Origin of the sequence: Streptomyces sp. NPDC090083, from assembly GCF_044747445.1 — a bacterium.
GTDB lineage: Bacteria > Actinomycetota > Actinomycetes > Streptomycetales > Streptomycetaceae > Streptomyces.
This window is the reverse complement of the sequence record NZ_JBIVED010000010.1, coordinates 111248-135323: the sequence shown is the minus strand read 5'-3', so window position 1 is coordinate 135323 and position 24076 is coordinate 111248. Positions and strand designations below refer to the sequence as shown.

Genomic DNA, 24076 nt, shown 5'->3' with positions numbered 1-24076 from the left:
GGGAATGCGGGAGAATGCCCGGGTGACATCCGATTCCAGAGGCGACTACCAAGAGCTCGTCGACGAGATCTCCGAACTGCTCGGCGCCCCGGCGACCCTGGAGAACCGCGACTTCGAGCTGATCGCCTTCGGGGCCTACGACGGTGAGGGCGACCTCGACGCGTCCGCGCTGGACCCGGTCCGCACCCGCTCGATCCTGACCCGGCGCTCGACGACCACCGTCCGCACCTGGTTCGAGGGCTTCGGCATCACCCGCGCCACCGGACCGGTCCGGATCCCGCCCACCCCCGAGGCCGGCGTCTACCGGGGACGGATCTGCCTGCCGGTCCGCCATCGGGGTGTCGTCCTCGGCTACGTCTGGCTCCTGGACGACGACCCGGGACCCACCCCGGCGCAGTTGGCCGCCGCGATGGAGGTGGCCGCCCGCATCGGCGCGCTGCTCGCGGACGAGGCGCAGCACGGGGCGGATCTCAGCCGGGAGCTGCGGGCGGTGCTGACCGCCGAGCGCGGCTGGCAGGGGGACATGGCGGTGGCGGCCCTGCGGACGGCCCTCGGCACGCGCGGCGACGGACCGTACGCGCTGGTGTGCGTCGCCCCCTGGCCGTCCGCCGACCCGGACGACGCCCCTTCGGCCCGTACGGTCCCGCACGCGACCGCGCTGTGCACGGTTCCGTGGGGGACGGCGGACCAGTGCCTGGCGGTGCTGGTCCGGCTGCGCTCGGCGGACGTGGGCACTCCGGCGGCGACGGCCGCCGGCCGGCTGTTGCGGGAGTCCGCGCGGGCCGCCGGCGTCGGCGCCCCGCGTGGCGGCCTCGCCGACCTGGCCACCGCCTGGCAGGAAGCCACGGCTGCCTGCCGCGCGGCCCTGGCGGAACCCCGCTTCGGTCCGGTGGCCGAGTGGTCCCGCATCGGCCCGTACCGTCTGCTGACCACCCTCTCCCCCGACTCCGCCCACGATCCGGCCGTGGCCCCGCTCCTCTCCCCGACCCACCACGAACTGGCGCGCACCGCCGAGGTCTACCTCGACCGCGCGGGCCAGGCGGGCCGCACGGCGGCCGAGTTGGGCATCCACCGCCAGACCCTCTACTACCGCCTGTCCCGGGTGGAGCAGCTGACAGGGCTGGACCTCGACGACGGTGAGGACCGGTTGTTGCTGCACATGGTGCTGAAAGGCGCGCGGCTGTAGGCAGGGCTGACGGGTCATCAACTGCCTGCCGTGCCACGGCTGATGCCGGACGCGGCGACCGCCGTGCGTCACGTCATCGCTCCGCCGGAAACAGCGCGCTGAGGCGGGGCAGACGGCGGTGCGCCTGCTCGTCGTCGTTCGCTTCCCACCGCTCGCCGGACGGTTCCAGCGCCTCGGCGCCGAGGCCCCCGCACTCCTCGACCGCCGCGTAGAAGTCCTCCTCCGTCCGGCCCGTGACCTGGACGAACGCCCGTCCGGCCACGAAGTCCAGCCCCTCCCACTCAAGCCACTCCTCGTCGTCCCAGTCCGCCGGATTCCGGCCCGCGAGCCGCGACACCTCCGGGACGCCGGCCAGGGCATCCGGATCGGCGACGACGCGCTCGAACGTCTCCCGTCCCAGCCCGACCAGCCAGAGCCGGAAGTAGAAGAAGCTGTCGTCGGAGCACCAGCCCATGATCCGGTCCGCCGCCGCCCACAGGTCCCAGGTGGCCGTGGGCAGCAGCGCACGGTCCAGGCACAGCTGGAACCGCACGGCCTCCGACTCGGGCCCGCGCGCCAACTCCCCGACCAGCCGGGCGAGTCGTTCGTCCGGGTCCGGTGTCCGGCGCCGGAAGCGCTCGATCAGCGTCCAGAAGGTGTCGTCGTCCATGACGGCACTCTGGCAGGCGGCACTGACAACGCGGCCCGCGACGCGGCGGACGTCATCGATCCCGGAACGGGACCTGCCCGACAGCCCGCCGGCCCCCTGCTGCCGGCGCCCTCACCGCCTCGCCGAACTCCCGCCGTGTCAGGGTGACTTCCGTACTCCCTCGACCACCTGCCGGAGCCCCTCCGTCAGTGCCTCGCCGTCCGGCGCGGTCTTCGGGTCGAACGTCCACTGGGCGATGAGCCCGGTCATCAGGGTCAGGTAGAAGCGGCCGAGCGTGTCCGCCGTCTCGTCGGTGACCTCCTCCTCCGGCACGCCCATCAGCAGGGCCACGAGCCCGCGCCCGCCCTCGCGCTGCGCGGCCGACAAGTGCTCGCGCACCTCGGGGAGTTCGAGGGCCATGACCTCCATGCTGAGCCGCCACATCGAACCCGGCTCCCGCATGGTGGCGACGATGTTCGACCACACCCAGCGGAACCGCTCCAGCGAACCGGGCGCTCCCTCGGCCCCGGCGGCGGGACCGCCGTCGCCGCCTTCGAAGGCGTCGGAGGTGTTCTCGACGAGCGAGACGTAGGCCTGCGCGAGCAGCGCGTCCTTCGAGCCGTAGTGGTAGCCGATGGACGCGAGGTTCGTCCCGGACTCCTTCACGATGTCGCGCGCCGTCGTGCGCGCGAAGCCCTTGGCCAGCAGGCAGCGCTTCGCGCCTTCGAGCAGATCCTCACGGTGTCCCATGCCTCCCACCGTACCGCCGATTCCATACAGACGTCCTAGACGCATGAATTATACAAGCGTTCTAGACAGTCGTTTAAGACGCGCGTACATTCACTGCCATGACGAACCCGACGCACGCGCCGAACCCTCCGAGCACCCCCGACTCCCTTGCCGGACGCAGGGAATGGACCGCTCTCGGCGTCCTGATGCTCCCCCTGCTCCTCGTCTCGATGGACGTCTCCGTCCTCTACTTCGCCATCCCGGCGATCAGCGCGGACCTGGAGCCCAGCGGCACCCAGCAACTGTGGATCTTCGACATCTACGCCTTCGTCCTGGCCGGCCTGCTGATGACGATGGGCTCGCTCGGCGACCGCATCGGCTACCGCAGGCTCCTCCTGATCGGCGCCGCCGCCTTCGGCACCGCCTCCGTCATCGCGGCCTACGCGAACAGCGCCGAGACCCTCATCGCCGCCCGCGCGGTCCTCGGCATCGGCGGCGCGACCCTGATGCCCTCGACGATGGCGCTGCTGCGCACGATGTTCGCCGACCCCGGCCAGCGCGCGAAGGCGATCGGCCTGTGGTCCGGCGTGATGACCGCGGGCATCGCCCTCGGCTCGGTGCTGAGCGGTGTCCTCGTCCAGTACTTCTGGTGGGGCTCGGTCTTCCTGGTCAACCTGCCCGCGATGGCACTCCTGCTGGTCCTCGGCCCGTTCCTGCTCCCCGAGTCCAGGAACCCCGCCCCCGGCCGCTTCGACTGGCCGAGCGTCCCGCTGTCGATGGCCGCCGTCCTGCCCGTGGTCTACGGCCTCAAGGAGATCCCCTCCGAGGGCTGGCACCCGCAGTACGTCGTCTCGGTCACCGTCGGCCTGCTCTTCGCCGCCCTCTTCGTCCACCGCCAGCGCACCACCGCGTCCCCGATGATCGACCCGGCCCTCTTCCGCGGCCACGGCTTCGGACCCTCCCTCGTCCTCAACCTCCTCTCCGCCTTCGGAATGCTCGGCTCGGCGTTCTTCACCACGCAGTACCTGCAGTCCGTGCTCGGCATGAGCGCGATGGAGGCGGCCCTGTGGGCGCTGCTCCCCTCGGTCCCGATCGGCATGGCGGCCCCGCTCGCGACGACCCTCGTCCAGAAGGGGGTCGACCGCGCCCATGTCGTCGCGTCCGGCTTCACCGTCGCCGCCTGCGGCTACGTCCTGCTCGCCCTCACCGGCACCGACTCCCTCTGGCTGGTGCTGGCCGCCGCCGGCGTCCTCGCCTCCGGGATCGTCATGGTGATGTCCCTGATCATGGACCTCGCGATGGGCAGCGCCCCGGCCGGGAAGGCAGGCGTCGCGTCCTCCCTGATGGAGACCGGCTCCGAGTTCGGCGGCGCCCTCGGCATGGCCGTCCTCGGCTCCATCGGTACGGCGGTCTACCGCCACGGCATCCCCGCCTCGGCCCCCGGCCCGGCCCACGAGACCCTCGGCGGCGCCCTGGCCGTCGCCCACCAGCTGCCGGGGCGCACGGGAGACGCCCTGCTGGCCACCGCCCGGGACGCCTTCACCGACGGCATGCACGGGGCGGCGATCGCGGGGGCGGTCCTGCTGCTGGGGGCGGCGATCACGGCGGTGCGGACCCTGCGGGGCATCCAGGTCCCCGCGCCCGGACCGGTGGTGACGGAGCCTCAGAAGGCCGAGGCGTGAGCCCCGGTCACAGCGAAACGCCGGGTGGGCCGAGGATCATCTCCTCGGCCCACCCGGCGTTCTCGCGGAACGTCGGACCGGAACGTCAGACCAGGTTCACCGAGCGAGCGGACGTCGCGCCGATCTCCTCGGCCACCTCCGCCAGCACGGTCGCGGTCACCGTGTCATCGACGGTGAGCACGGCCAGCGCCTCGCCGCCCGCGGCCGACCGCGACACCTGCATGCCGGCGATGTTGATCCCGGCCTCGCCGAAGACCCGGCCGACCGTGCCGACGACACCGGGCCGGTCCTCGTAGCGCAGCACCACCATGTGGTCCGCGAGGGCGAGGTCGACGTCGTAGTCCCCGACCGCCACGATCTTCTGGAGGTTCTTGGGGCCGGCGAGCGTGCCGGAGACCGAGACCTCCTCGCCGCTGCCGAGGGTGCCGCGCACCGTGACGACGTTGCGGTGGTCGTTCGACTCGGAGCTGGTCGTCAGCCGTACCTCGACACCGCGCTCCTGCGCGAACAGCGGGGCGTTGACGTAGGACACGGTCTCGGCGACGACGTCCTCGAACACGCCCTTGAGCGCGGAGAGTTCGAGCACCTTGACGTCGTGCTGGGTGATCTCGCCGTAGACCTCGACGTCGAGGCGGACCGCGACCTCGCCCGCGAGGGCGGTGAAGATGCGGCCGAGCTTCTCGGCCAGCGGCAGGCCCGGCTTGACGTCCTCGGCGATGACGCCGCCCTGGACGTTCACCGCGTCGGGGACCAGCTCACCGGCGAGCGCGAGGCGCACCGACTTGGCGACCGAGACACCGGCCTTCTCCTGCGCCTCGTCCGTGGAGGCGCCGAGGTGCGGGGTGGAGACGACCTGGTCGAACTCGAACAGCGGGGAGTCCGTGCAGGGCTCCTTCGCGTAGACGTCGAGTCCGGCACCGGCGACGCGGCCCTCCTTGAGCGCGGAGTACAGCGCCTCCTCGTCGACGATCCCGCCGCGCGCGGCGTTGACGATGCGCACGGTCGGCTTGACCTTGCGCAGCGCCTCGTCGCCGATCAGACCGACCGTCTCCGGGGTCTTGGGGAGGTGCACGGTGATGAAGTCGGAGACCTCGAGCAGCTCGTCCAGGGACAGGACCTTGACGCCCATCTGCGCGGCCCGTGCGGGCTGGACGTAGGGGTCGTAGGCCACGACCTTCATGCCGAAGGCGGACATGCGCTGGGCGACCAGCGCGCCGATGCGGCCGAGGCCGACGACGCCGAGGGTCTTCTCGGCGAGCTCGACGCCCGTGTACTTGCTGCGCTTCCACTCGCCGTTCTTCAGCGCCGCGTTGGCCTGCGGGATGTGGCGTGCGGTCGCCAGCAGCAGACCGCAGGCCAGCTCGGCGGCGGTGACGATGTTCGAGGTGGGCGCGTTGACGACCATCACGCCGGCCTTGGTGGCGGCGGAGACGTCGACGTTGTCCAGGCCGACGCCGGCTCGTGCGACGACCTTCAACTTCCGTGCGGCGGCGACCGCTTCGGCGTCGACCTTGGTGGCCGAGCGGATCAGGATCGCGTCGACGTCGGCGATCGCGGGGAGCAGTTCGGCTCGGTCGGCGCCGTTGCAGTGCCGGATCTCGAAGTCCGGGCCGAGGGCGTCCACCGTCGCGGGCGACAGCTCTTCGGCGATGAGTACGACAGGTTTCGAGCTCACGTGAGTCCTCACAAGTCCGTTGCGTGCGGACGGCCGTCCCGACGGCCGCAGGCGGTGGAGGTACGAACCGCGTGGAGACGCACGACGCTGTGGGCCTGACGCGTATGTAGTACGGCAGTGTAGTGGCGGACCGACAGTCGTCTTGCGCCTCTGCGGAAGGATCACCCGTCCGTGGCTGGACGGGTTGGACAAAGGGGCCGGAGCCTTCGCTCCGGCCCCCTGTGCCGCAGGACTTACGCCTCTTCGTCGACCCAGCTCATCAGCTTGCGGAGCTGCTTGCCGGTGGTCTCCAGCAGGGACTCGGCGTCCTTCTGCTTGTACTCGTTGTACTTCTTCAGGCCACCGTGGTACTCGGCCATCCACTCACGCGCGAACGTGCCGTCCTGGATCTCGGCGAGGACCTGCTTCATCGTGGCCTTGGTCTCGTCCGTGATGATCCGCGGGCCGGTGACGTAGTCGCCCCACTCGGCGGTCTCGGAGATCGACCAGCGCATCTTCTCCAGGCCGCCCTCGTACATGAGGTCGACGATGAGCTTCAGCTCGTGCAGGCACTCGAAGTACGCGATCTCGGGCTGGTAGCCGGCCTCGGTCAGCGTCTCGAAACCGGCCTTGACCAGCGCGGCCGTACCACCGCAGAGAACGGCCTGCTCACCGAACAGGTCGGTCTCGGTCTCCTCGGTGAACGTCGTCTTGATGACACCGGCGCGGGTACCGCCGATGCCCTTCGCGTACGACAGCGCGAGCGCGAAGCCGTTGCCGGTCGCGTCCTGCTCGACGGCCGCGATACACGGAACGCCGCGGCCCTCCTCGTACTGGCGGCGCACCAGGTGGCCCGGGCCCTTGGGGGCGACCATGCAGACGTCGACGCCGGCCGGCGGCTTGATGAAGTCGAAGCGGATGTTCAGACCGTGGCCGAAGAACAGCGCGTCGCCGTCCTTGAGGTGGTCCTTGATGGACTCCTCGTAGACCTGGGCCTGGATCGGGTCCGGGACCAGGATCATGATGACGTCGGCCTCGGCGGCGGCCTCGGACGGGGTCACCACGCGCAGGCCCTGCTCCTCGGCCTTCGCCTTGGACTTGGAGCCCTCGTGCAGACCGACGCGCACGTCGACACCCGAGTCGCGCAGCGACAGCGCGTGGGCGTGGCCCTGGCTGCCGTAGCCGATGACCGCGACCTTGCGGCCCTGGATGATGGACAGGTCGGCGTCGGCGTCGTAGAACAGCTCGGCCACTTTGGGTTCTCTCCTTGGTGTGCAGGTGTTGCGTCCCACCGTATGACGGCGGGCGGAATCGAAGTCCGGGGGTCTCGGAATGCGGGCGGCCGGGGCCGCCCGCAGTCGGTGCTACGCGGAGCGGTCGAGCGAGCGCAGCGAGCGGTCGGTGATGGAGCGGGCGCCGCGGCCGATGGCGATCGTGCCGGACTGGACCAGCTCCTTGATGCCGTACGGCTCCAGCATCTTGAGCATCGCGGACAGCTTGTCGCTGGAGCCGGTGGCCTCGACGGTGACGGCCTCCGGGGAGACGTCGACGGTCTTGGCGCGGAACAGCTGGACGATCTCGACGATCTGGGAGCGGGTCTCGTTGTCGGCGCGCACCTTCACCAGAACGAGTTCGCGCTGAACCGCGGAACCCGCCTCCAGTTCGACGATCTTCAGCACGTTGACGAGCTTGTTGAGCTGCTTGGTGACCTGTTCGAGCGGGAGTGCCTCGATCACGTTCACCACGATCGTGATGCGGGAGATGTCGGGGTGTTCGGTGACGCCGACGGCGAGGGAGTCGATGTTGAAGCCGCGCCGCGAGAACAGGGCGGTGATCCGGGCGAGGACACCGGGCTTGTTCTCGACCAGGACCGAGAGCGTGTGCTTGGACATTTCTCTTTCGTCTCTCTCGCTTAGTCGTCTTCGTTGTCGCCGAAGTCGGGGCGGACGTCACGGGCGAACATGACCTCGTCGTTCGAGGTGCCGGCGGCGACCATCGGCCACACCATGGCGTCCTCGTGGACGATGAAGTCGACCACGACGGGGCGGTCGTTGATGGAGTTCGCCTCCTCGATGACCTTGTCCAGCTCGTCCGGGGACTCGCAGCGGATCGCGTAACACCCCATCGCCTCCGCCAACTTGACGAAGTCGGGGATGCGCGTGCCGGCGCTCGGCTGCTTGCCGTCCGCCTCCGGGCCGCTGTGCAGCACGGTGTTGGAGTAGCGCTGGTTGTAGAACAGGGTCTGCCACTGGCGGACCATGCCGAGGGCGCCGTTGTTGATGATGGCGACCTTGATCGGGATGTTGTTCAGGGCGCAGGTGGTGAGTTCCTGGTTGGTCATCTGGAAGCAGCCGTCGCCGTCGACCGCCCAGACCGTCCGGTCCGGGGCGCCGGCCTTGGCGCCCATCGCGGCCGGGACCGCGTAGCCCATGGTCCCGGCGCCGCCGGAGTTGAGCCAGGTCGAGGGCTTCTCGTACTGGATGTAGTGCGCGGCCCACATCTGGTGCTGGCCGACGCCCGCGGCGAAGATCGTTCCCTCCGGGGCGAGTTGGCCGATGCGCTCGATGACCTGCTGCGGGGAGAGCGAGCCGTTGTCGGGCTGCTCGTAGCCGAGCGGGTAGGTCTCGCGCCAGCGGTTGAGGTCGTTCCACCAGGCGCTGTAGTCGCCGGTGTGCCCCTCGCTGTGTTCCTTCTGGACGGCCTGGACGAGGTCGGCGATGACCTCGCGGGCGTCCCCGACGATCGGCACGTCGGCGGCGCGGTTCTTGCCGATCTCGGCCGGGTCGATGTCGGCGTGGACGATCTTCGCGAAGGGCGCGAAGCTGTCCAGCTTGCCGGTGACGCGGTCGTCGAAGCGGGCTCCGAGGGCGACGATCAGGTCGGCCTTCTGCAGCGCGGTGACGGCGGTGACCGCACCGTGCATGCCCGGCATTCCCACGTGCAGCTCGTGGCTGTCGGGGAATGCGCCGAGCGCCATCAGGGTGGTGGTGACGGGCGCTCCGGTGAGTTCGGCGAGGACCTTCAGCTCGGCGGTGGCCTGTGCCTTGAGGACGCCGCCGCCGACGTAGAGGACGGGCCGCTTCGCGGAGGTGATCAGCTTGGCGGCCTCGCGGATCTGCTTGGCGTGCGGCTTGGTCACCGGGCGGTAGCCGGGCAGGTCCATGACCGGCGGCCAGGAGAAGGTGGTCCTGGCCTGGAGGATGTCCTTGGGGATGTCGACCAGCACCGGGCCCGGGCGGCCGGTGGAGGCGATGTGGAAGGCCTGGGCGATGGCCCGGGGGATGTCCTCCGCCTTGGTGACCAGGAAGCTGTGCTTGGTGATCGGCATGGTGATGCCGACGATGTCCGCCTCCTGGAAGGCGTCCGTGCCGATCGCGGCGGACACGACCTGCCCGGTGATCGCGACCAGCGGCACGGAGTCCATGTTCGCGTCCGCGATGGGGGTGACCAGGTTGGTGGCGCCCGGCCCGGATGTCGCCATGCACACCCCGACCTTGCCGGTGGCCTGCGCGTAACCGGTGGCCGCGTGGCCGGCGCCCTGCTCGTGGCGGACCAGCACGTGGCGCACTCGCGTGGAGTCCATCAGCGGGTCGTACGCCGGCAGGATGGTGCCCCCGGGGATGCCGAATACCGTGTCGGCCCCGACTTCCTCAAGAGAGCGGATGAGGGACTGCGCGCCCGTGACGTGCTCGGGTGCGGACTGCTGTCCTCCGGATCGGGGCCGCGGCTGCGGATGGGCCCCGGTGGCCTGCTCGGTCATCGTCATTCTCTTCTCGATGCTGAGGGTTTTTGCGAGGTTTGTGCGGGGTTCTACTGCTGCACGACTGGTGCCTGTGCAACAAAAAACCCCTCGTGCCGTGAGGCAAGCGAGGGGAGCGCGCCGGGTGCGGTCGCTGGGAGTTCCGGGTCCGTCCGGACGTCACCAGCTTCAGCCGACGCGCTTTCCAAGTACGAGAATTCGGGTGCGCATGGCAATGACCCTCCCCCCGGCACGCATCCACTGTCAAGTGGGTGGGACGGGAGTCTCATTATGTGAGCGGAGGGCCGTTCCGCCACCGAAAACCGCGGGCACACCACCGGTGTACACCCCGGCGACGCCTCCCGCGAACGCGGGTTCGGCCGCGCCGTGCGGCACCGGGTAGTGGCCGCGCGACAGGGCCCGGCGCAGCCGGTACTCGTCCAGCGGCCCGGAGAAGGCCATGCCCTGCCCGTGCGTACAGCCCATCGCGCGCAGGGCGACCACCTGCTCCGGCAGATCGACCCCGTCGGCCACGGACTGCAGCCCGAGATCGCAGGCGATCCGCAGCAGCCCACTGGTGATCTTGTGCAGCCGGGCGGACTCGACGACGCCCTCGACCAGACTGCGGTCCAGTTTCAGTACGTCGACGGGGAGCCGCCGGAGCGTCGTGATGGCCGCGTAGCCGCTCCCGAAGCCGTCGAGGGCGATCCGGACGCCGAGCCGCCTGAGCGCGGTCAGACGGCGCTCCAGCTCGTCCAGGGGGACCCGCGGATCGGTGTCGGACAGCTCGATCACCAGCGACCCCGACGGCAGCCCGTGCCGGGTCAGCAGCGCCTCGACCGAACCCAGCGGCATCGACCGGTCCAGCAGCCGCCGCGCGCTCATCCGCACCGCCACGGACACGGCGAGGCCGGTCGCGGTCCGCTCGGCGGCCTGTTCCACCGCCTCCTCCAGCATCCAGCGCCCCAGCTCGGCGGTCCTGTCGCTGTCCTCGGCCACCCGCAGGAACTCGGCCGGCGTGAACAGCACCCCCTGCGAGGACCGCCAGCGCGCCTGGGTGGACACCGACGCGATCCGGCCGTCCACCAGCGACACCACGGGCTGGTGCAGCAGCGCGAACTCGCCGTCGTGCAGCGCGGCCCGCAGCCGCGTGGCCAGCTCCGCCTTCCGTACGACGTCCTGCTGCATCTGCGGTGCGTACAGCTCGACGCGGCCCTTGCCCGCCCCCTTGGCGCGGTACATCGCGAGGTCCGCGTTGCGCAGCAACTCCCCCGCGCCCAGGCCCGGTTCGGCGAAGGAGACGCCGATGGAGGCCGCGACGCGGACATCGTTGCCGTCGATGAGGTACGGCTGGGACAGGGTGATTCTCAGGCGGTCGGCGAGCTCCATGATGTGCCGCTCGCGGGCGGTGCGGTCCCGGGTGCCGTCGCCGACGATCAGGGCCGCGAACTCGTCGCCGCCGAGCCGGGACGCGGTGTCGCCGTGCCGGACCGCCGACTGGAGGCGCTGGGCGGCCTGGACGAGCAGTTCGTCACCGGCCTGGTGGCCGATGGTGTCGTTGACGGCCTTGAAGCCGTCGAGGTCGATGAAGAGCACGGCCGTGCCGCGGTCCGTGGAGCGGCGGCCGGACAGGGCCTGCTGGACGCGCCGGGTGAACAGCGCGCGGTTGGGCAGGTCGGTGAGCGGGTCGTGCTCGGCGTTGTGCTGCAACTGGGCCTGGAGGCGCACGCGTTCGGTCACGTCCCGGCTGTTGAAGATCAGGCCGCCGTGGTGGCGGTTGACCGTCGACTCGACGTTGAGCCAGCCTCCCCCGCCGCCGGAGCGGAAGCGGCACTCGATGCGGGTGGTGGGTTCGTCGAACGGGCTGGCGGTGAGGAAGCGGCGCACCTCGTGCACCACGCAGCCGAGGTCCTCCGGGTGGATCAGCGAGGCCAGTTCGGTCCCGACCAGCGTCTCCGCGTCCTTGCCGTAGACGCCGGCGGCGGCCGGGGAGACGTAGCGGAGGATGCCGTTCGGAGCGGCGATCATGATGACGTCGCTCGACCCCTGCACCAGGGAGCGGAAGTGGTTCTCCTGCTGGGCCAGTTCCTGGGTGAGGGTGATGTTGTCGAGCAGCATGATGCCCTGGCGCACCACGAGGGCGAGCACCACGCAGCCCGCGGTGATGAGCACCACGCGGTCGGGGCTGCGGCCGTTGAGGACGTTGTAGAGAATCCCCAGCGTGCAGACGGCGGCGGCGAGATACGGGGTGAGCGCGCCCAGCGAACTCGCGATGGGCCGGGTGGCCGGATAACGGCCGGGGTCGCCGCCGTCCTGCCCGGCGACCGGTGCGGGGACCTGGGGGATGCCGGCCCGCGGTCCCGGCCGGTGCTCGTGCACCACGCGCGTGTGCCGCTCGTCCTCGGGCTGGGCGTGCCGGGGCGCGGCCCAGGGGGCGTAGGCCAGGAGCAGGGAGCCGGCGAACCAGCCCGCGTCGAGCAACTGGCCCGAGTGGTAGCTGTTGTGGAGCAGCGGCGAGGTGAACAGGGCGTCGCACATCACCGTCAGGGCCAGCGCGCCGATCGCGGTGTTCACCGCGGTGCGGTTGACCGAGGAGCGGCGGAAGTGCAGCGCGAGCACCATGCTGACGAGCGCGATGTCGAGCAGCGGGTACGCCAGCGACAGCGCGGTGGAGGGCACGCTGGGCCCGTCGAACTTGGCGGCCTGGGCCAGCGCGAGGCTCCAGGACAGGGTGAGCAGCGAGCCCCCGATCAGCCAGGCGTCGAGCGCCAGACAGACCCAGCCGGCCTTGGTGACGGGCCTCTTGGCGAGCACCAGGAGGCCGACGATGGCGGGCGGCGCGAAGCACAGGAAGAACAGGTCGGCGAAGCTGAAGCGGGGCACGGTCTGGTCGAGCACGACCTCGTACCACCCCCAGACACCGTTGCCCAGCGCGGCCATCGTCGAGGAGAGCGAGAACAGCAGCCAGGCGGGTCGAAAGCGGACACGGCGGCTTCGCGCGTAGAGGAAGCAGGAGACGGCCGCGGTACCGGCCGCCGCGCTGAGCCCGAAGTCGCCCATGATCATGGCGACTTGGTGCGAGCCCCAGTCGAGCGCGGAACCGACGGTGTAGCCCGCGCACACCAGGGCCAGGACGAGTTGCTGGACCAGGCTCCGCGCGCCGCCGGATCCCGGCGGGCACGGCTGCCGCGCTCCCGGCGAAGTCCGGTCCCGGAGCGCCCCGTTGAGGGTGGTCGTCGGAGACGGTGGGGAATTCACCGGTCCCTCCCGGTCCGCGCGACTCCCGCGTCCCGTGGGCCCCGGTGCGCTGGATGAGCGTGCCGGCGGCGGCTGTTGGGCCTGCGGTGGTGGTGGCTGTGGCTGCCGTGATGACTGTGGTGGCTGTGACTGCCGTGATGTCCGCCGTGGCCGCCATGACCGCAGTGGCCGGCGTGCTGGCCGCGGCCGTGCGCGGCGGTGCGCCAGGGTCGCCGTCGGCGGCCCCGCCGCGTCGGATCGCTCGTCCATAGGCCGTGCATCGCCCGTCGCCCCCCTCACAGTCTGATATGTCCGTCCCCGGCGCCGAACGGTCCGCGGCGCAGCCCCTGCCGGGACGATACACCAGTCTCGTCACTCAGGGACATAGTTCCTCTACGCTCCGTGACGACCAGCGGAGATGCGTGCACGCCCCGCTTCCGGAGAGTCGCGGAGGGTGCCGGAAGCGGATGGCACCCGTGCCGTGGCTACTCCGCCGGTCCCGTCGTAAGGATCACGTTGCGCAGCGGCTCATGGTTCACGAACCGTCCCAACTGGTCGGCAACCAGACGCTTCGCCCGCGGCAGGAACGCGGACGTGGGCCCCCCGACGTGCGGACTGATCAGCACCCCCGGCGCCTGCCACAACGGGTGCCCCTGGGGCAGGGGTTCGGGGTCGGTGACGTCCAACGCGGCGGTGATACGGCCGCTTTCGAGCTCCGCGAGCAGCGCCTTGGTGTCCACGACCGGGCCGCGGGCCACGTTGACCAGCAGCGCCCCGTCCTTCATGCGGGCCAGGAACTCGGCGTCGACCAGGTGCCGGGTGGTCTCGTCGAGCGGCGTCGACAGGATGACGACGTCCGCTTCCGGGAGCAGGGCGGGCAGTTCGGCGAGCGGATGCACGGGCCCGCGCGCGGTGGCGCGCGCGGAGCGCGCCACCCGCGCCACCCGCGCGAGCTCGAACGGAGTGAGCCGGTCCTCGATGGCGGAACCGATCGCCCCGTAGCCGACGATCAGGACGGACCGGTCGGCGAGGGCGGGGTGGAAGTCCCCCTGCCAGCGCTCCTGTTGCTGCGCCCGCACGAACCCGGGGATACCGCGCAGCGAGGCGAGCGTCAGCGCGAGCGCGAGTTCGGCGGTGCTCGCCTCGTGCACGCCCCGCGCGTTGCACAGCCGCACACCCGGGGCGATGGACGACAGGCTCGCGGTCATGTCGTCGATCCCCGCGGTGAGCGTCTGCACGACCTGGAGGTTCCGCATCCGCTCCAGGGGCCGCGTCTTCACGGGCTGCCGCTTCATGTAGGGCACGACGTAGAGGACGCAGTCGGCGGGATCTCCGGGGAACTCCTGGTCGCCGTCCTCACCCCCGTCCCAGAACAGGTAGTTGGGGCCCTCCGGGAGCCCTTCGATGTACTCCGGCGGGATGGGCAGCCATACGTCGACAGTCATGGTCAGGAGGCTATGTCAGGGCCACGCGCGCGCAGAGGTTAGGTTGGGGTGCCAGAAGAGGGAGGGTCACGAGCAGGTGGAGCGCAGGACGATCGGTGCGGGGGCGCTCGCTGTGGGGGCCGTCGGACTCGGCTGCATGCCGATGAACTGGGCGTACAGCGGGTCGCGGCGACGGGGTGACGAGTCGGTCAGGGCCGTGCACCGGGCGCTCGACCTGGGCGTGACGCTGCTGGACACCGCCGACATGTACGGCCCGTTCACCAACGAGCTGTTGTTGGGGCGGGTGTTGAAGGAGCGTCGCGCGGACGCCTTCGTCTCGACCAAGGTCGGCCTCCTGGTGGGCGAACAGCACATCGTGGCCAACGGCCGCCCCGGCTACGTCAGACGCGCGTGCGACGCGTCGCTGCGCCGCCTCCAGACGGACGTGATCGACCTCTACCAACTCCACCGCGCCGACCCCGAGGTCCCCGTCGAGGAGACCTGGGGCGCGATGGCCGACCTCGTACGGGCCGGAAAAGTACGGGCGTTGGGCATGTGCGCCGTCGGCGCCCGGTCCGCCCGCCGCCCCGGGGCGCGCCTCCACGACGGAACGATCCGCCAACTCCGGCGCGTGCAGCAGGTGTTCCCGGTCACCGCGGTACAGGCCGAACTGTCCGTGTGGTCCCCGGAGGCCCTGGACGAACTGCTCCCGTGGTGCACGGCACGCGGCGTCGGCTTCCTGGCCGCGATGCCCCTGGGCAACGGCTTCCTCACCGGCACGCTCACTCCCGGCGAGGGCTTCGAACCGGACGACGTCCGCGCCCGTCACCCCCGCTTCACCGCCGAGATGACCGCCGCCAACCAGCCCATCGTGGCCGGCCTGCGCCGCGTCGCCCGCCGCCACGGCCCGGAGGTGACCCCGGCCCAGGTCGCCCTGGCGTGGGTGCTGGCACAGGGCGCGCACGTGGTGGCGGTACCGGGCACCAAGCGGGAGCGATGGGTGACGGAGAACTCCGGGGCGACGGAGGTGCGGTTGACGCCGGAGGACTTCGCGGAGGTGGCGGAGCTGCCCGGGGCACTGGGGTCCTGGGACTGACGGGTCAGGGGGACCTGAGCGCCACCGCGCCACCGGCGGAACTTCTCCGGGCCCTACGGCTCGATCGTGCGTCGGTGGGCGGTGATCGGGAACCTGGGCGGGGCGAGCGGTGTATGACAAGGAGAACCCGCCCGTGGAAAGGACCTGATCGTGCACCATCGAGTCGTGTCGGCCGCCCTGGCCGTGACCGCGCTCCTGCTGACGGCCGGCTGCTCCTCCGACGGCGGAGGGTCTCCGGGCAACGGCGCGAGCACGTCCTCCGGCGGCAGCGGTACGTCGACGGGATCGGCGCCCTCCCGGCAGGCCACCGCGCAGACCCCGCCCGCGAAGGGCACGGTCAAGGTGCTGCACACGGTCACCGAGGGCCTGAAGTCCCCCTGGGGCCTCGCCCCGCTGCCCGACGGAAGCCTCTTGGTCTCCTCACGCGACGACGGCACGATCACCCGGATCACCGAGGCGACCGGCAAGAAGACCGAGCTGGGCACGGTGTCCGGGGTCTCCGCGGCCGGCGAGGGCGGCCTCCTCGGCATCGCGCTCTCCCCGGACTACGCCTCCGACCACATGATCTACGCGTACTTCACCACCGCCTCGGACAACCGCATCGCCCGCATGCTCTACGACCCCAAGAAGCCGGCCGGCGAGCAGCTCGGGGCGCCCGACACCGTCTTCAGGGGCATCCCCAAGGGCTTCATCCACAACGGCGGGCGCATCGCCTTCGGCCCGGACGGCATGCTCTACGCGGGCACGGGCGAGAGCGGTCAGCGGGGCCTGGCGCAGGACAAGAAGTCCCTCGGCGGCAAGATCCTGCGGCTGACCCCGGACGGCGACCCGGCGCCGGGCAACCCGTTCCCGGACTCCCCGGTGTACACGTACGGCCACCGCAATGTGCAGGGCCTCGCCTGGGACCCCGAACAGCGCCTGTTCGCCTCGGAGTTCGGCCAGGACACCTGGGACGAGCTGAACGCCATCAAGCCGGGCGACGACTACGGCTGGCCGAACGCGGAAGGCAAGGGCGACGACCCGAAGTACCACAACCCGATCACCCAGTGGCACACGGACGACGCCTCCCCCAGCGGCATCGCCTACGCCGAGGGCTCCATCTGGATGGCGGGCCTCAAGGGCCGGCGCCTGTGGCGCATCCCCCTGGACGGCGTCACGACCTCCGCCGCCCCGCAGGCCTTCCTCACCGGCGAGTACGGCCGCCTGCGCACGGTGGTCTCCGCCGGTGGCGACAAGCTGTGGCTCATGACCAGCAACACGGACGGCCGCGGCACGCCTAAGCCGGGCGACGACCGGATTCTGGAGATTCAGGTGTCGTAGGTGCGGGTGGTGTGGAGGGAGGTGGGGTGGGTCCGGGCGGCGGGTCGGACACGGGCGGCCGCACGGGCTCCGGCGCCCGGGCCGACTCGGGATCGTCCGCGGGCTCGGCGGCGGAGTCGGGCAGCCGTACGACCACCCTGCCCGAGTCCAGGTCTATCGGGCCGCGGCCGGGGTCTCCGTCGGCGACGTCGACCCTGGTCATCTCCAGGCGGTTGGCCTCGTCCTGGGTGTGCTTGCGGCCCGGTGAGAACAACTCCTCGAACATGTTGAACACGGCGCCTCCCCTGTGCCGGTCCCCTACAGCGTACGACTCATCCCGCGGAGCGCACGGTGAGCGGGTCCGGCGGGAAGAGGCCCAGGCGGTGGGCGACGGCCGCGGCCTCTCCCCGGCCGGAGACGCCGAGCTTGCCGAGGATGTTCGAGACGTGGACGCTCGCGGTCTTCGGGGAGATGAAGAGCTCCTCCGCGATCTGCCGGTTGGTGCGGCCGGCGGAGACCAGCCGCAGCACGTCCCGCTCACGGCTGGTGAGGCCGAGCGCCTCGACGGGGTCGGCCGGGTCCGCGGGGACCGCTCCGCGCGCCGGGGCCTTCGTGAGCGTCAGCCGGGCCCGCTGGGCGAGCAGGGCGACGGCGTCGGCGAGGGGCCGGGCGCCGAGGTGCTGGGCGACGGCGCCGGTGAGCCGGAGCAGTTCGGTGGCGCGATCCCGCTCGTCGTCGTCTCCGGCCGGGTCGGACAGCAGGGCCTCGGCCAGGCGGTGGCGGACGCGGGCGAGGTCGTAGGGGCGGTCGAGGAGTTCGAAGGCGGCGACGGCCTCGGACCAGTCGTCCGGGGTGGCGCGGCCCTCGGCGTGCCGCAGTTCGGCGCGGAGCCAGCGTTCGTGGGCCTGCCAGACGGGGACGTTGGTGGCGACCGGCTTGGCGGCCTGCCGGATGCGCTCGATGATCCCGGGGCGGCCGGGGTCGGCGAGGGGCAGCCCGACGGTCCGGGTCTCCGCGATGGCGGCGGTGACGAGCAGGGGCCAGGCGCCGAACTGGGTGCCGGGGCGGAAGCCGGAGTCCAGGACGCGTTCGAGGGTGGCGCGGGCGTCCAGGACACGGCCCTCGGCGGCGGCGAGCTGGATCTCGATCCGCTCCAGGGGCTGGTGGTGCTGCGGTGCCACGTCATGGGTGCCGAAGTGCGCGCGGGCGGCGGCCAGTTGGCGCCGGGCCTCGGGTATGTCACCGCGGGCCAGGGCGAGTTCGGCGTGGATCCGGGCGTGGAAGCCGCGGGGCTGGGCGCTCTGGCCCACCCGCTCGGCCCTGCTGGCGGCCTCGGCGGCCTCGGTCCAGCGGCCGAGGGTGAAGAGGGATTCGGCGAGGTTCCCCCAGATCCAGGCCTCTTTGTCGAACTGGCCGAACTTCCGGGCGAAGGCGAGCCCGGTCTCCAGGATGGGCACGGCCTCGCGGGAGCGGCCGACGGTCTCCAGGGAGGACGGGAGGTTCACATAGCTGCGGCCCGCGACGATGGTGATGCCTTCGGCGACCGTCCGTTCGTTGACGTCGACGAGTTCGGCGAGGCCCGCCTCGACGTCACCGGAGGCGACCATGAGGCCGGCCAGGGTGAGGCGGGCGTCCATCTCGATCTCGCGGGCGCCGACCATGTGCGCGTACTCGACCGCGCGCTCGGCGGCCACGTAGGCGTCGGGACCGGGGACGTGGACCATGGACCAGCCGGCGACCTTGGCGAGCACCTCGGCGTGCACTTCGGAGGGCGGGAGTCCGCGGACGAGTTCCTGGGCGGCGGCGAGTTCCGGCCAGCCGTCGCCGCGGGCCTGGGAGCGGACCAGGACGGAGCGCTGCACCCAGAACCAGGCGGCCCGCAGCGGGTCCTCCTCGTCCTCCAGGAGGTGCAGGGCCCGCTTGGTGATCTTCAGGGCGCGCTCGCGCTCCCCGCTCAGCCGTCCGGCGACGGCGGCCTCCGCCATCAGGTCGAGGTAGCGCAGCGGCGTGGTCTCGGGGTCGCAGCCGCTGGGGGTCCCCCCACGTCTTTTGGACAGTGGGGGAGGGTAGACCTCGGTGTAGTCGACGGGGCGCAGGCCCGCGCGTACGGCGTCGGGGACGGTGTCCCACAGCTCCATCGCCCGCTCCAGGAGCCGTAGTTGCTCGGAGTGGGCGTGCCGGCCGCGGGCGGCGACGGAGGCGTCCAGGACGGCGGGGAGGGCCTTGGCGGCGTCATGGGCGTGGTACCAGTAGCTCGCCAGGCGCATGACGCGCTGGTCGGCAGGAACGAGCGTCGGGTCGGCCTCCAGCACCTCGGCGTAGCGGCGGTTGATGCGGGAGCGCTCGCCGGGCAGCAGGTCGTCGCCGACGGCCTCGCGGACCAGGGAGTGGCGGAAGCGGTAGCCGTCGTCGCCGGGGGCGGCCTGGAGGATGTTGGCGCCCACGGCGGCCCGCAGCGCTTCGATGAGGTCGTCCTCGGCGAGCCGGGCGACGGCGGCGAGCAGGCGGTACTCGACGGTGGAGCCGCCCTCGGCGACGATCCGGGCGACCCGCTGGGCGCTCTCGGGCAGTGACTCGACGCGGACGAGGAGCAGGTCGCGCAGGGAGTCGGTGAGGCTGGAGCGGCAGCCGTCGTGGGCGGCGACGGCGAGTTCCTCGACGAAGAAGGCGTTGCCGTCGGAGCGTTCGAAGATCTCGTCGACCTGGGCGGGGTCCGGTTCGGCGGCGCGGATGCCGGCGATCTGGCGGCCGACCTCGTGCCGGTTGAAGCGGCTCAGCTCGATCCGGCGGACGGTGCGGAGCCGGTCGAGTTCGGCGAGCAGGGGGCGCAGCGGGTGGCGGCGGTGGATATCGTCGGCGCGGTAGGTGGCGAGGACGAGGAGGCGGCCGGTGCGCAGGGTGCGGAAGAGGTAGGCGAGGAGGTGGCGGGTGGAGGCGTCGGACCAGTGCAGGTCCTCCAGGGCGACGACGACCGTGCGGTCGGCGGCGACGCGCTCCAGGAGGCGCGCGGTGAGTTCGAAGAGGCGGGCCATGCCCTCCTCGTCGTGCCCGCGGGTCCGCTGCAGGGTGGGCGTCTCCGCCAACTCGGGGAGCAGCCGGGCGAGTTCCTCCTCCTGGCCGGATGCCGCCGCCGTCAGTTCGTCGGGCAGTGCGCGGCGCAGGGCGCGCAGGGCGGTGGAGAACGGGGCGAAGGGCAGTCCGTCGGCGCCGATCTCGACGCAGCCGCCGAGGGCGATGACGGCGCCCTGCCGGCAGGCGGCGGTGGCGAACTCCTCGACGAGGCGGGTCTTGCCGACGCCGGCCTCGCCGCTCAGCAGCAACGCCTGCGGCTCGCCCGCGGCGGCACGGGCGAGCGCATCGTTCAGCGTGTCCAGTTCGTCGGCCCGGCCGACGAAGACCGGACTGACGGACCTGGTCTCCACGGCTCCGAGCATGTCACGCGGCTCTGACAACGCGGCACCGGTTTTCGGGCGGGCGCCCGGCGGAGGGGGTCCCGGCCGGAGGGCGACCGCCGACAGGAGAGCGCCGCCGCCCTCCCGTGCCGGAGCGTTCACCACGCGCGGGCGAACAGGTGCCTGCGGGGGCGTTCGGTATGCACCTCGCCCTCGGTGGCCTGCCGGGCCTGCTCGCGGCGGGCGGCGCGGGCGCCGCGCACGGCCTCGCGGGCCAGCCGCTCGTTCGCGGCCTCGCGGCGCATCTCGGCGGAACGGATTCGGTGGAGTTCGTACTCGTACATCTCAAGTCCCTTGGAAGAGGCGGTTTTCCGGCTTCGCTTTCCGCGATGCCTCAACCTTCGTCTCCCAGGGGGGTCCGCCACATCGGGAGAGTTCCGCATCTTGCGGCGGCGGGCGGGCCTTAGACGCGCGTAAGGGGCCTCAGGTCCTCCGTAAGGTGCTTACGAAGGGCCTGAGGCCCCTGATGACGTGCGGTGACGCCGGACCGGCCGTCAGCTGGCCGACGGCAGGCCGAGCAGGACGTCGGTGTACTTGAGGACGGCCAGCAGCAGTCCTACGACACCGAGGGCGACGCCCGCCCACGCGACCGACTTGATCCAGGTGGCCTGCGGCTTGCCCGGGGTGCCGAACGCGGGCCGGATGAGGGCCCCGACGCCGACGAGCGCGGCGACCAGGGCGAAGATGCCGGCCCACAGCGCGGTGGTGTGCCAGGCGTCGCCGTAGACCTCCTTGATCTGGGTGCTCACGCTCGCGGTGGAGGCGGTGTGGAGCTGGCCCACGAGGGTCTCGCGGGCGGCGGCGACGCCGCCGATCCAGCCGCCGGAGAGGGAGATGAAGCCGAGCGCGGCGGAGACGACCGCCGCGGCGCCCTGGCCGACGCCGGTGGGGCCCTCCTCCTGGTGGAGCTTCGCGAGCTCGGCCGCGTACTCCTCCTCGGTGAGGTCGTCCTCGGTCTCGGCGGTCTCCGCCTGGTGGTCCGCCTCCTGTGCGGTCGCTTCCTCGTCGGTCTTGGTGACGTCGACGGTCTCCGCGTCGCTCTTCACCTCGGTGGCCTCGTTCGCGGCCTCGTCAGCAGTCTTGGTACCCATGCTGCGCACGGTAGGGGTGAAGTCTGAGAAGTTCCTTAATGATCGCTGTGCGGGACACGCGCGCGTGCCGCGCGCCACTCGGGTGCGAGCACGGACCACACCTCGATGTCGTGGCGCACGCCTCCGTGGGCGTGTGATTCGCGCAGGACCGCGTCCCTGGTCATGCTCATGCGGCGGGCGACATTCAGGCTCTTCTCATTCCCCGCGGCGGCGTGCCATTCGACGCGGTGGATTCCGCGCCGCTCGATCGCGAAGTCGATGAGGACGCGCATCGCGCGGGTGACCAGTCCGCGTCCGGTGCCGGCGGGTTCCAGCCAGCAGCCGACCTCGCAGTTGCCCCGGTCGGCGTGGAAGTTCAGGAAGAGGACGCCGCCGACGAGCGTGCCGTCGAGCCAGATGCCGTGCAGGGAGGCCTCGTCGGCGGCGCGGAGGTCGGCGTAGCGCTGGAGCATGGCCCGTGCGGAGTCGGTGTCGGTCGCCTTGGAACCGAAGGTGATGAACTGCCCGATGAACTCCCGGCCCCGGTCCAGGTGCGCGAGGAACTCCTCTGCGTGCCACGGCTCCAGGGGGCGCAGTTCGGCCCCGTCGTCACCCAGGGGTATCGCGTACATCCTGCTCCCGCTCCTTCGCCAGGACGTCCGCCACCTCGGCGTCCGTCGCGGCGGCCAGCCTCTCATGGGCGGCGCGGCACTCGGGAGGCTCGATGCTGATGCGGGGCAGGACGCGGTCGAGGCGGCGGGGCAGCCACCAGTTGGCGCCGCCCAGGAGGTGCATCAGGGCGGGCACCAGGAGGGTGCGCAGCACGAAGGCGTCCAGGGCGACGGCGGACGCGAGGGCGATGCCGAACATGGCGATGACGCGGTCGCCGCTGAGCACGAAGGCGAGGAAGACCGAGATCATGATGACGGCGGCCGAGTTGATCACCCGGCTGGTCTCGGCGAGGCCGACGCGGACGGCACGGCGGTTGTCGCCGGTTTCCAGCCATTCCTCGTACATCCGGCTGACCAGGAAGACCTGGTAGTCCATGGAGAGCCCGAAGAGGACCGACACCATGATCACGGGGAGGAAGGGTTCTATGGGCCCGGCGCGTCCCAGGCCGAGGAGTTCGCTCCCCCAGCCCCACTGGAAGATCGCGACGACGACCCCGAAGGCGGCGGCCACGGCGGCGATGTTCATCGCGGCGGCCTTGAGCGGGATGCCGATCGACCGGAAGGCGAGCAGGAGCAGCACGCAGCCGAGCGAGATGACGACCCCGACGAACAGCGGGAGCTTGCCGACGATCACGTCGGCGAAGTCGTCGTAGCTCGCCGTCACGCCGCCCACGTGGATGTCGAGCGAGGTGCCGGTCTCGGCCCGGGGCAGGACCTCGGTGCGCAGCCGGTCGACGAGGTCGCTGGTCCGCCGGGACTGCGGTGCGGAGTCCGGTACGACGCTGAAGTACCCGGTGGAGCCGCCGCTGTCGTAGGTCACCGGGGTCACGGAGGCGATGCCCTCGGTGGTGCGGAGGGTGGCGTCGAGGTTGTCGAGGGTGAGTCTGTCCTCGGCGCCGCCGATCTTGGTGACGAGGGTGAGCGGGCCGTTGACGCCGGGGCCGAAGCCGTCCGCGAGGAGGTCGTAGGCGTGCCGGGTGGTCGAGGACCTGGGGTCGTTGCCCTGGTCGGAGGTGCCCAGGTGGAGCGAGAGGGTGGGCAGGGCGAGGACGGTCATGACGATCAGGGCGAGGGTGCCGAGGAGTTTGGGCCGGCGCTCGACGAACGCGGACCAGCGGGCGGCGAGGCCGGTGGGCAGCTCCGGCTGGGGCCCGTGCTCGGCCAGCCGGCGCCGTTCGCGGCGGCTGAGGGCGCGGGGGCCGATGAGGGACAGCAGGGCGGGCAGGAGTGTCACGGACGCGGCGACGGTGAGCACCACGGTGAGCGAGGCGGCGATGGCGACCCCGTTGAGGAAGCCGAGCCGCAGGATCAGCATCCCCAGGAGGGCGATGCACACGGTGGCGCCCGCGAAGACGACCGCGCGCCCGGTGGTGACGACCGCGTTGGTGACCGCCTCGGTGACGGGCAGCCCGCGTTTCAGTCCGCGCCGGTGCCGGGTCACGATGAACAGGGCGTAGTCGATGCCGACGCCGAGCCCGATCAGCATGCCGAGCATGGGCGCGAAGTCGGCGACGGTCATCGTGTGCCCGAGGAGGACGATCGCCCCGTACGCGGTGCCGACCCCGACCAGGGCGGTGCCGATGGGCAGGAGGGACGCGGCGAGCGAGCCGAAGGCGAGGAACAGCACGAGGGCGGCGACCGCGACCCCGACGATCTCGGCGGTGTGCCCGCTCGACGACTCGGTGAGCGCGATGGCGCTGCCGCCCAGTTCGACCTGGAGCCCGTCGGTCTGGGCGGACTTGGCCGCGCCGACGACCGCCCGCGCCTCCGCCTCGTCGATGTCCTCGGCCTGGTGCGCGAAGGTGACGGTCGCGTACGCGGTGCGTCCGTCGGCGCTGATCCGGCCCGTGCCCTGGCCGTCGTACGGGCTGACCACGGAGGCGACCCCGGGCAGCTGCGCGATCCTGTCCAGGGCCTCGGTCATGGTCTGTTCGACGTCGGCGGAGCGGACGGCGCCGGGTGCGGTGCGCCAGACGACGGTGTCGCTGTCGCCGCCGAGTCCCGGAAAGCCCTCCTTGAGCAGCTGGGTGGCGCGGCCCGACTCGGTGCCGGGGGCTTCGTAGTCGTTCGAGTACGCCGAGCCGGCGACGGCGGCGGCCGCGGTGACCCCGCCGAACGCGGCGAGCCACAGCAGGACGGCGGCGAGGCGGTGCCGAACACACCAGCGTGCAAGGGCTGCCACGAACGTGCTCCCGGGGAGGGTGAATGG

At 71.7% G+C, this 24076-nt stretch carries 18 protein-coding genes; 4 read left to right on the top strand and 14 right to left on the bottom strand.

The annotated features are described in order from the left end of the window. Positions 1 to 4: 4 nt before the first annotated feature. Positions 5 to 1186: a PucR family transcriptional regulator gene (locus tag ACIPTO_RS30975; protein WP_401197617.1), complete on the top strand. Its 1182-nt coding sequence runs from the start codon at positions 5 to 7 to the stop codon at positions 1184 to 1186. Positions 1187 to 1259: 73 nt separating this feature from the next. Here ACIPTO_RS30975 and ACIPTO_RS30970 read toward each other — a convergent pair whose 3' ends face one another. After that, positions 1260 to 1835 carry a DUF4240 domain-containing protein gene (locus tag ACIPTO_RS30970; protein ID WP_366320797.1) on the bottom strand — a complete coding sequence of 192 codons (576 nt, stop codon included), beginning with the start codon at positions 1833 to 1835 and terminating at the stop codon, positions 1260 to 1262. 138 nt (positions 1836 to 1973) lie between these two features. Beyond that, positions 1974 to 2564, bottom strand: a complete 591-nt coding sequence (locus tag ACIPTO_RS30965; RefSeq protein ID WP_401197614.1) for a TetR/AcrR family transcriptional regulator — start codon at positions 2562 to 2564, stop codon at positions 1974 to 1976. Positions 2565 to 2662: 98 nt separating this feature from the next. Between ACIPTO_RS30965 and ACIPTO_RS30960 the strand changes: the two genes are divergently transcribed. Then, positions 2663 to 4225: an MFS transporter gene (locus ACIPTO_RS30960; protein WP_401197611.1), complete on the top strand. Its 1563-nt coding sequence runs from the start codon at positions 2663 to 2665 to the stop codon at positions 4223 to 4225. A gap of 85 nt (positions 4226 to 4310) precedes the next feature. Here ACIPTO_RS30960 and serA read toward each other — a convergent pair whose 3' ends face one another. The 6 genes from serA to ACIPTO_RS30930 all read right to left on the bottom strand — a co-directional run bounded on the left by serA (position 4311) and on the right by ACIPTO_RS30930 (position 14300). Then, positions 4311 to 5900: a phosphoglycerate dehydrogenase gene (gene serA / locus ACIPTO_RS30955; RefSeq protein ID WP_366320791.1), complete on the bottom strand. Its 1590-nt coding sequence runs from the start codon at positions 5898 to 5900 to the stop codon at positions 4311 to 4313. Positions 5901 to 6133: 233 nt separating this feature from the next. Further along, positions 6134 to 7132 carry a ketol-acid reductoisomerase gene (gene ilvC, locus ACIPTO_RS30950; RefSeq protein WP_366320789.1) on the bottom strand — a complete coding sequence of 333 codons (999 nt, stop codon included), beginning with the start codon at positions 7130 to 7132 and terminating at the stop codon, positions 6134 to 6136. Positions 7133 to 7243: 111 nt separating this feature from the next. Continuing rightward, the gene (ilvN, locus tag ACIPTO_RS30945) at positions 7244 to 7771 is read right to left on the bottom strand and encodes an acetolactate synthase small subunit (protein WP_366320787.1); all 528 of its coding nucleotides are present in this window, start codon (positions 7769 to 7771) and stop codon (positions 7244 to 7246) included. A 20-nt stretch (positions 7772 to 7791) separates the two neighbouring features. Continuing rightward, positions 7792 to 9639 (bottom strand): acetolactate synthase large subunit, encoded by a 1848-nt coding sequence (locus tag ACIPTO_RS30940; protein ID WP_366320785.1) that lies wholly within the window; start codon positions 9637 to 9639, stop codon positions 7792 to 7794. 243 nt (positions 9640 to 9882) lie between these two features. Next, positions 9883 to 12876: an EAL domain-containing protein gene (locus ACIPTO_RS30935; RefSeq protein WP_366320783.1), complete on the bottom strand. Its 2994-nt coding sequence runs from the start codon at positions 12874 to 12876 to the stop codon at positions 9883 to 9885. 464 nt (positions 12877 to 13340) lie between these two features. After that, positions 13341 to 14300, bottom strand: a complete 960-nt coding sequence (locus ACIPTO_RS30930) for a 2-hydroxyacid dehydrogenase (protein WP_401197607.1) — start codon at positions 14298 to 14300, stop codon at positions 13341 to 13343. A gap of 76 nt (positions 14301 to 14376) precedes the next feature. On the opposite strand from ACIPTO_RS30930, the gene ACIPTO_RS30925 reads away from it, so the two are divergent. Next, on the top strand, positions 14377 to 15375 hold the full coding sequence (locus ACIPTO_RS30925) for an aldo/keto reductase (protein ID WP_366320779.1): 999 nt from the start codon (positions 14377 to 14379) through the stop codon (positions 15373 to 15375). A gap of 165 nt (positions 15376 to 15540) precedes the next feature. Beyond that, the gene (locus tag ACIPTO_RS30920; protein ID WP_401197933.1) at positions 15541 to 16695 is read left to right on the top strand and encodes a PQQ-dependent sugar dehydrogenase; all 1155 of its coding nucleotides are present in this window, start codon (positions 15541 to 15543) and stop codon (positions 16693 to 16695) included. On the opposite strand, the gene ACIPTO_RS30915 is transcribed toward ACIPTO_RS30920, so the two are convergent. The 6 genes from ACIPTO_RS30915 to ACIPTO_RS30890 all read right to left on the bottom strand — a co-directional run bounded on the left by ACIPTO_RS30915 (position 16652) and on the right by ACIPTO_RS30890 (position 24049). Continuing rightward, positions 16652 to 16960: a DUF6191 domain-containing protein gene (locus ACIPTO_RS30915; protein WP_401197931.1), complete on the bottom strand. Its 309-nt coding sequence runs from the start codon at positions 16958 to 16960 to the stop codon at positions 16652 to 16654. The genes ACIPTO_RS30920 and ACIPTO_RS30915 overlap by 44 nt on opposite strands. A gap of 46 nt (positions 16961 to 17006) precedes the next feature. Continuing rightward, entirely contained in the window at positions 17007 to 20108 is a 3102-nt protein-coding gene (locus ACIPTO_RS30910) for an AAA family ATPase (RefSeq protein WP_401197604.1), read from the bottom strand. Positions 20109 to 20224: 116 nt separating this feature from the next. After that, complete coding sequence (locus ACIPTO_RS30905; RefSeq protein ID WP_366320773.1) at positions 20225 to 20410, bottom strand: hypothetical protein; 186 nt, start codon at positions 20408 to 20410, stop codon at positions 20225 to 20227. Between the two features lie 210 nt (positions 20411 to 20620). Next, positions 20621 to 21217, bottom strand: coding sequence for a hypothetical protein (locus ACIPTO_RS30900; protein WP_401197602.1), 597 nt, complete (start codon positions 21215 to 21217; stop codon positions 20621 to 20623). Positions 21218 to 21252: 35 nt separating this feature from the next. Continuing rightward, complete coding sequence (locus tag ACIPTO_RS30895; protein ID WP_401197599.1) at positions 21253 to 21828, bottom strand: GNAT family N-acetyltransferase; 576 nt, start codon at positions 21826 to 21828, stop codon at positions 21253 to 21255. Next, positions 21806 to 24049: an MMPL family transporter gene (locus ACIPTO_RS30890; protein WP_401197596.1), complete on the bottom strand. Its 2244-nt coding sequence runs from the start codon at positions 24047 to 24049 to the stop codon at positions 21806 to 21808. Before ACIPTO_RS30890 ends, ACIPTO_RS30895 begins: the two co-directional genes overlap by 23 nt. Positions 24050 to 24076 lie beyond the last annotated feature (27 nt).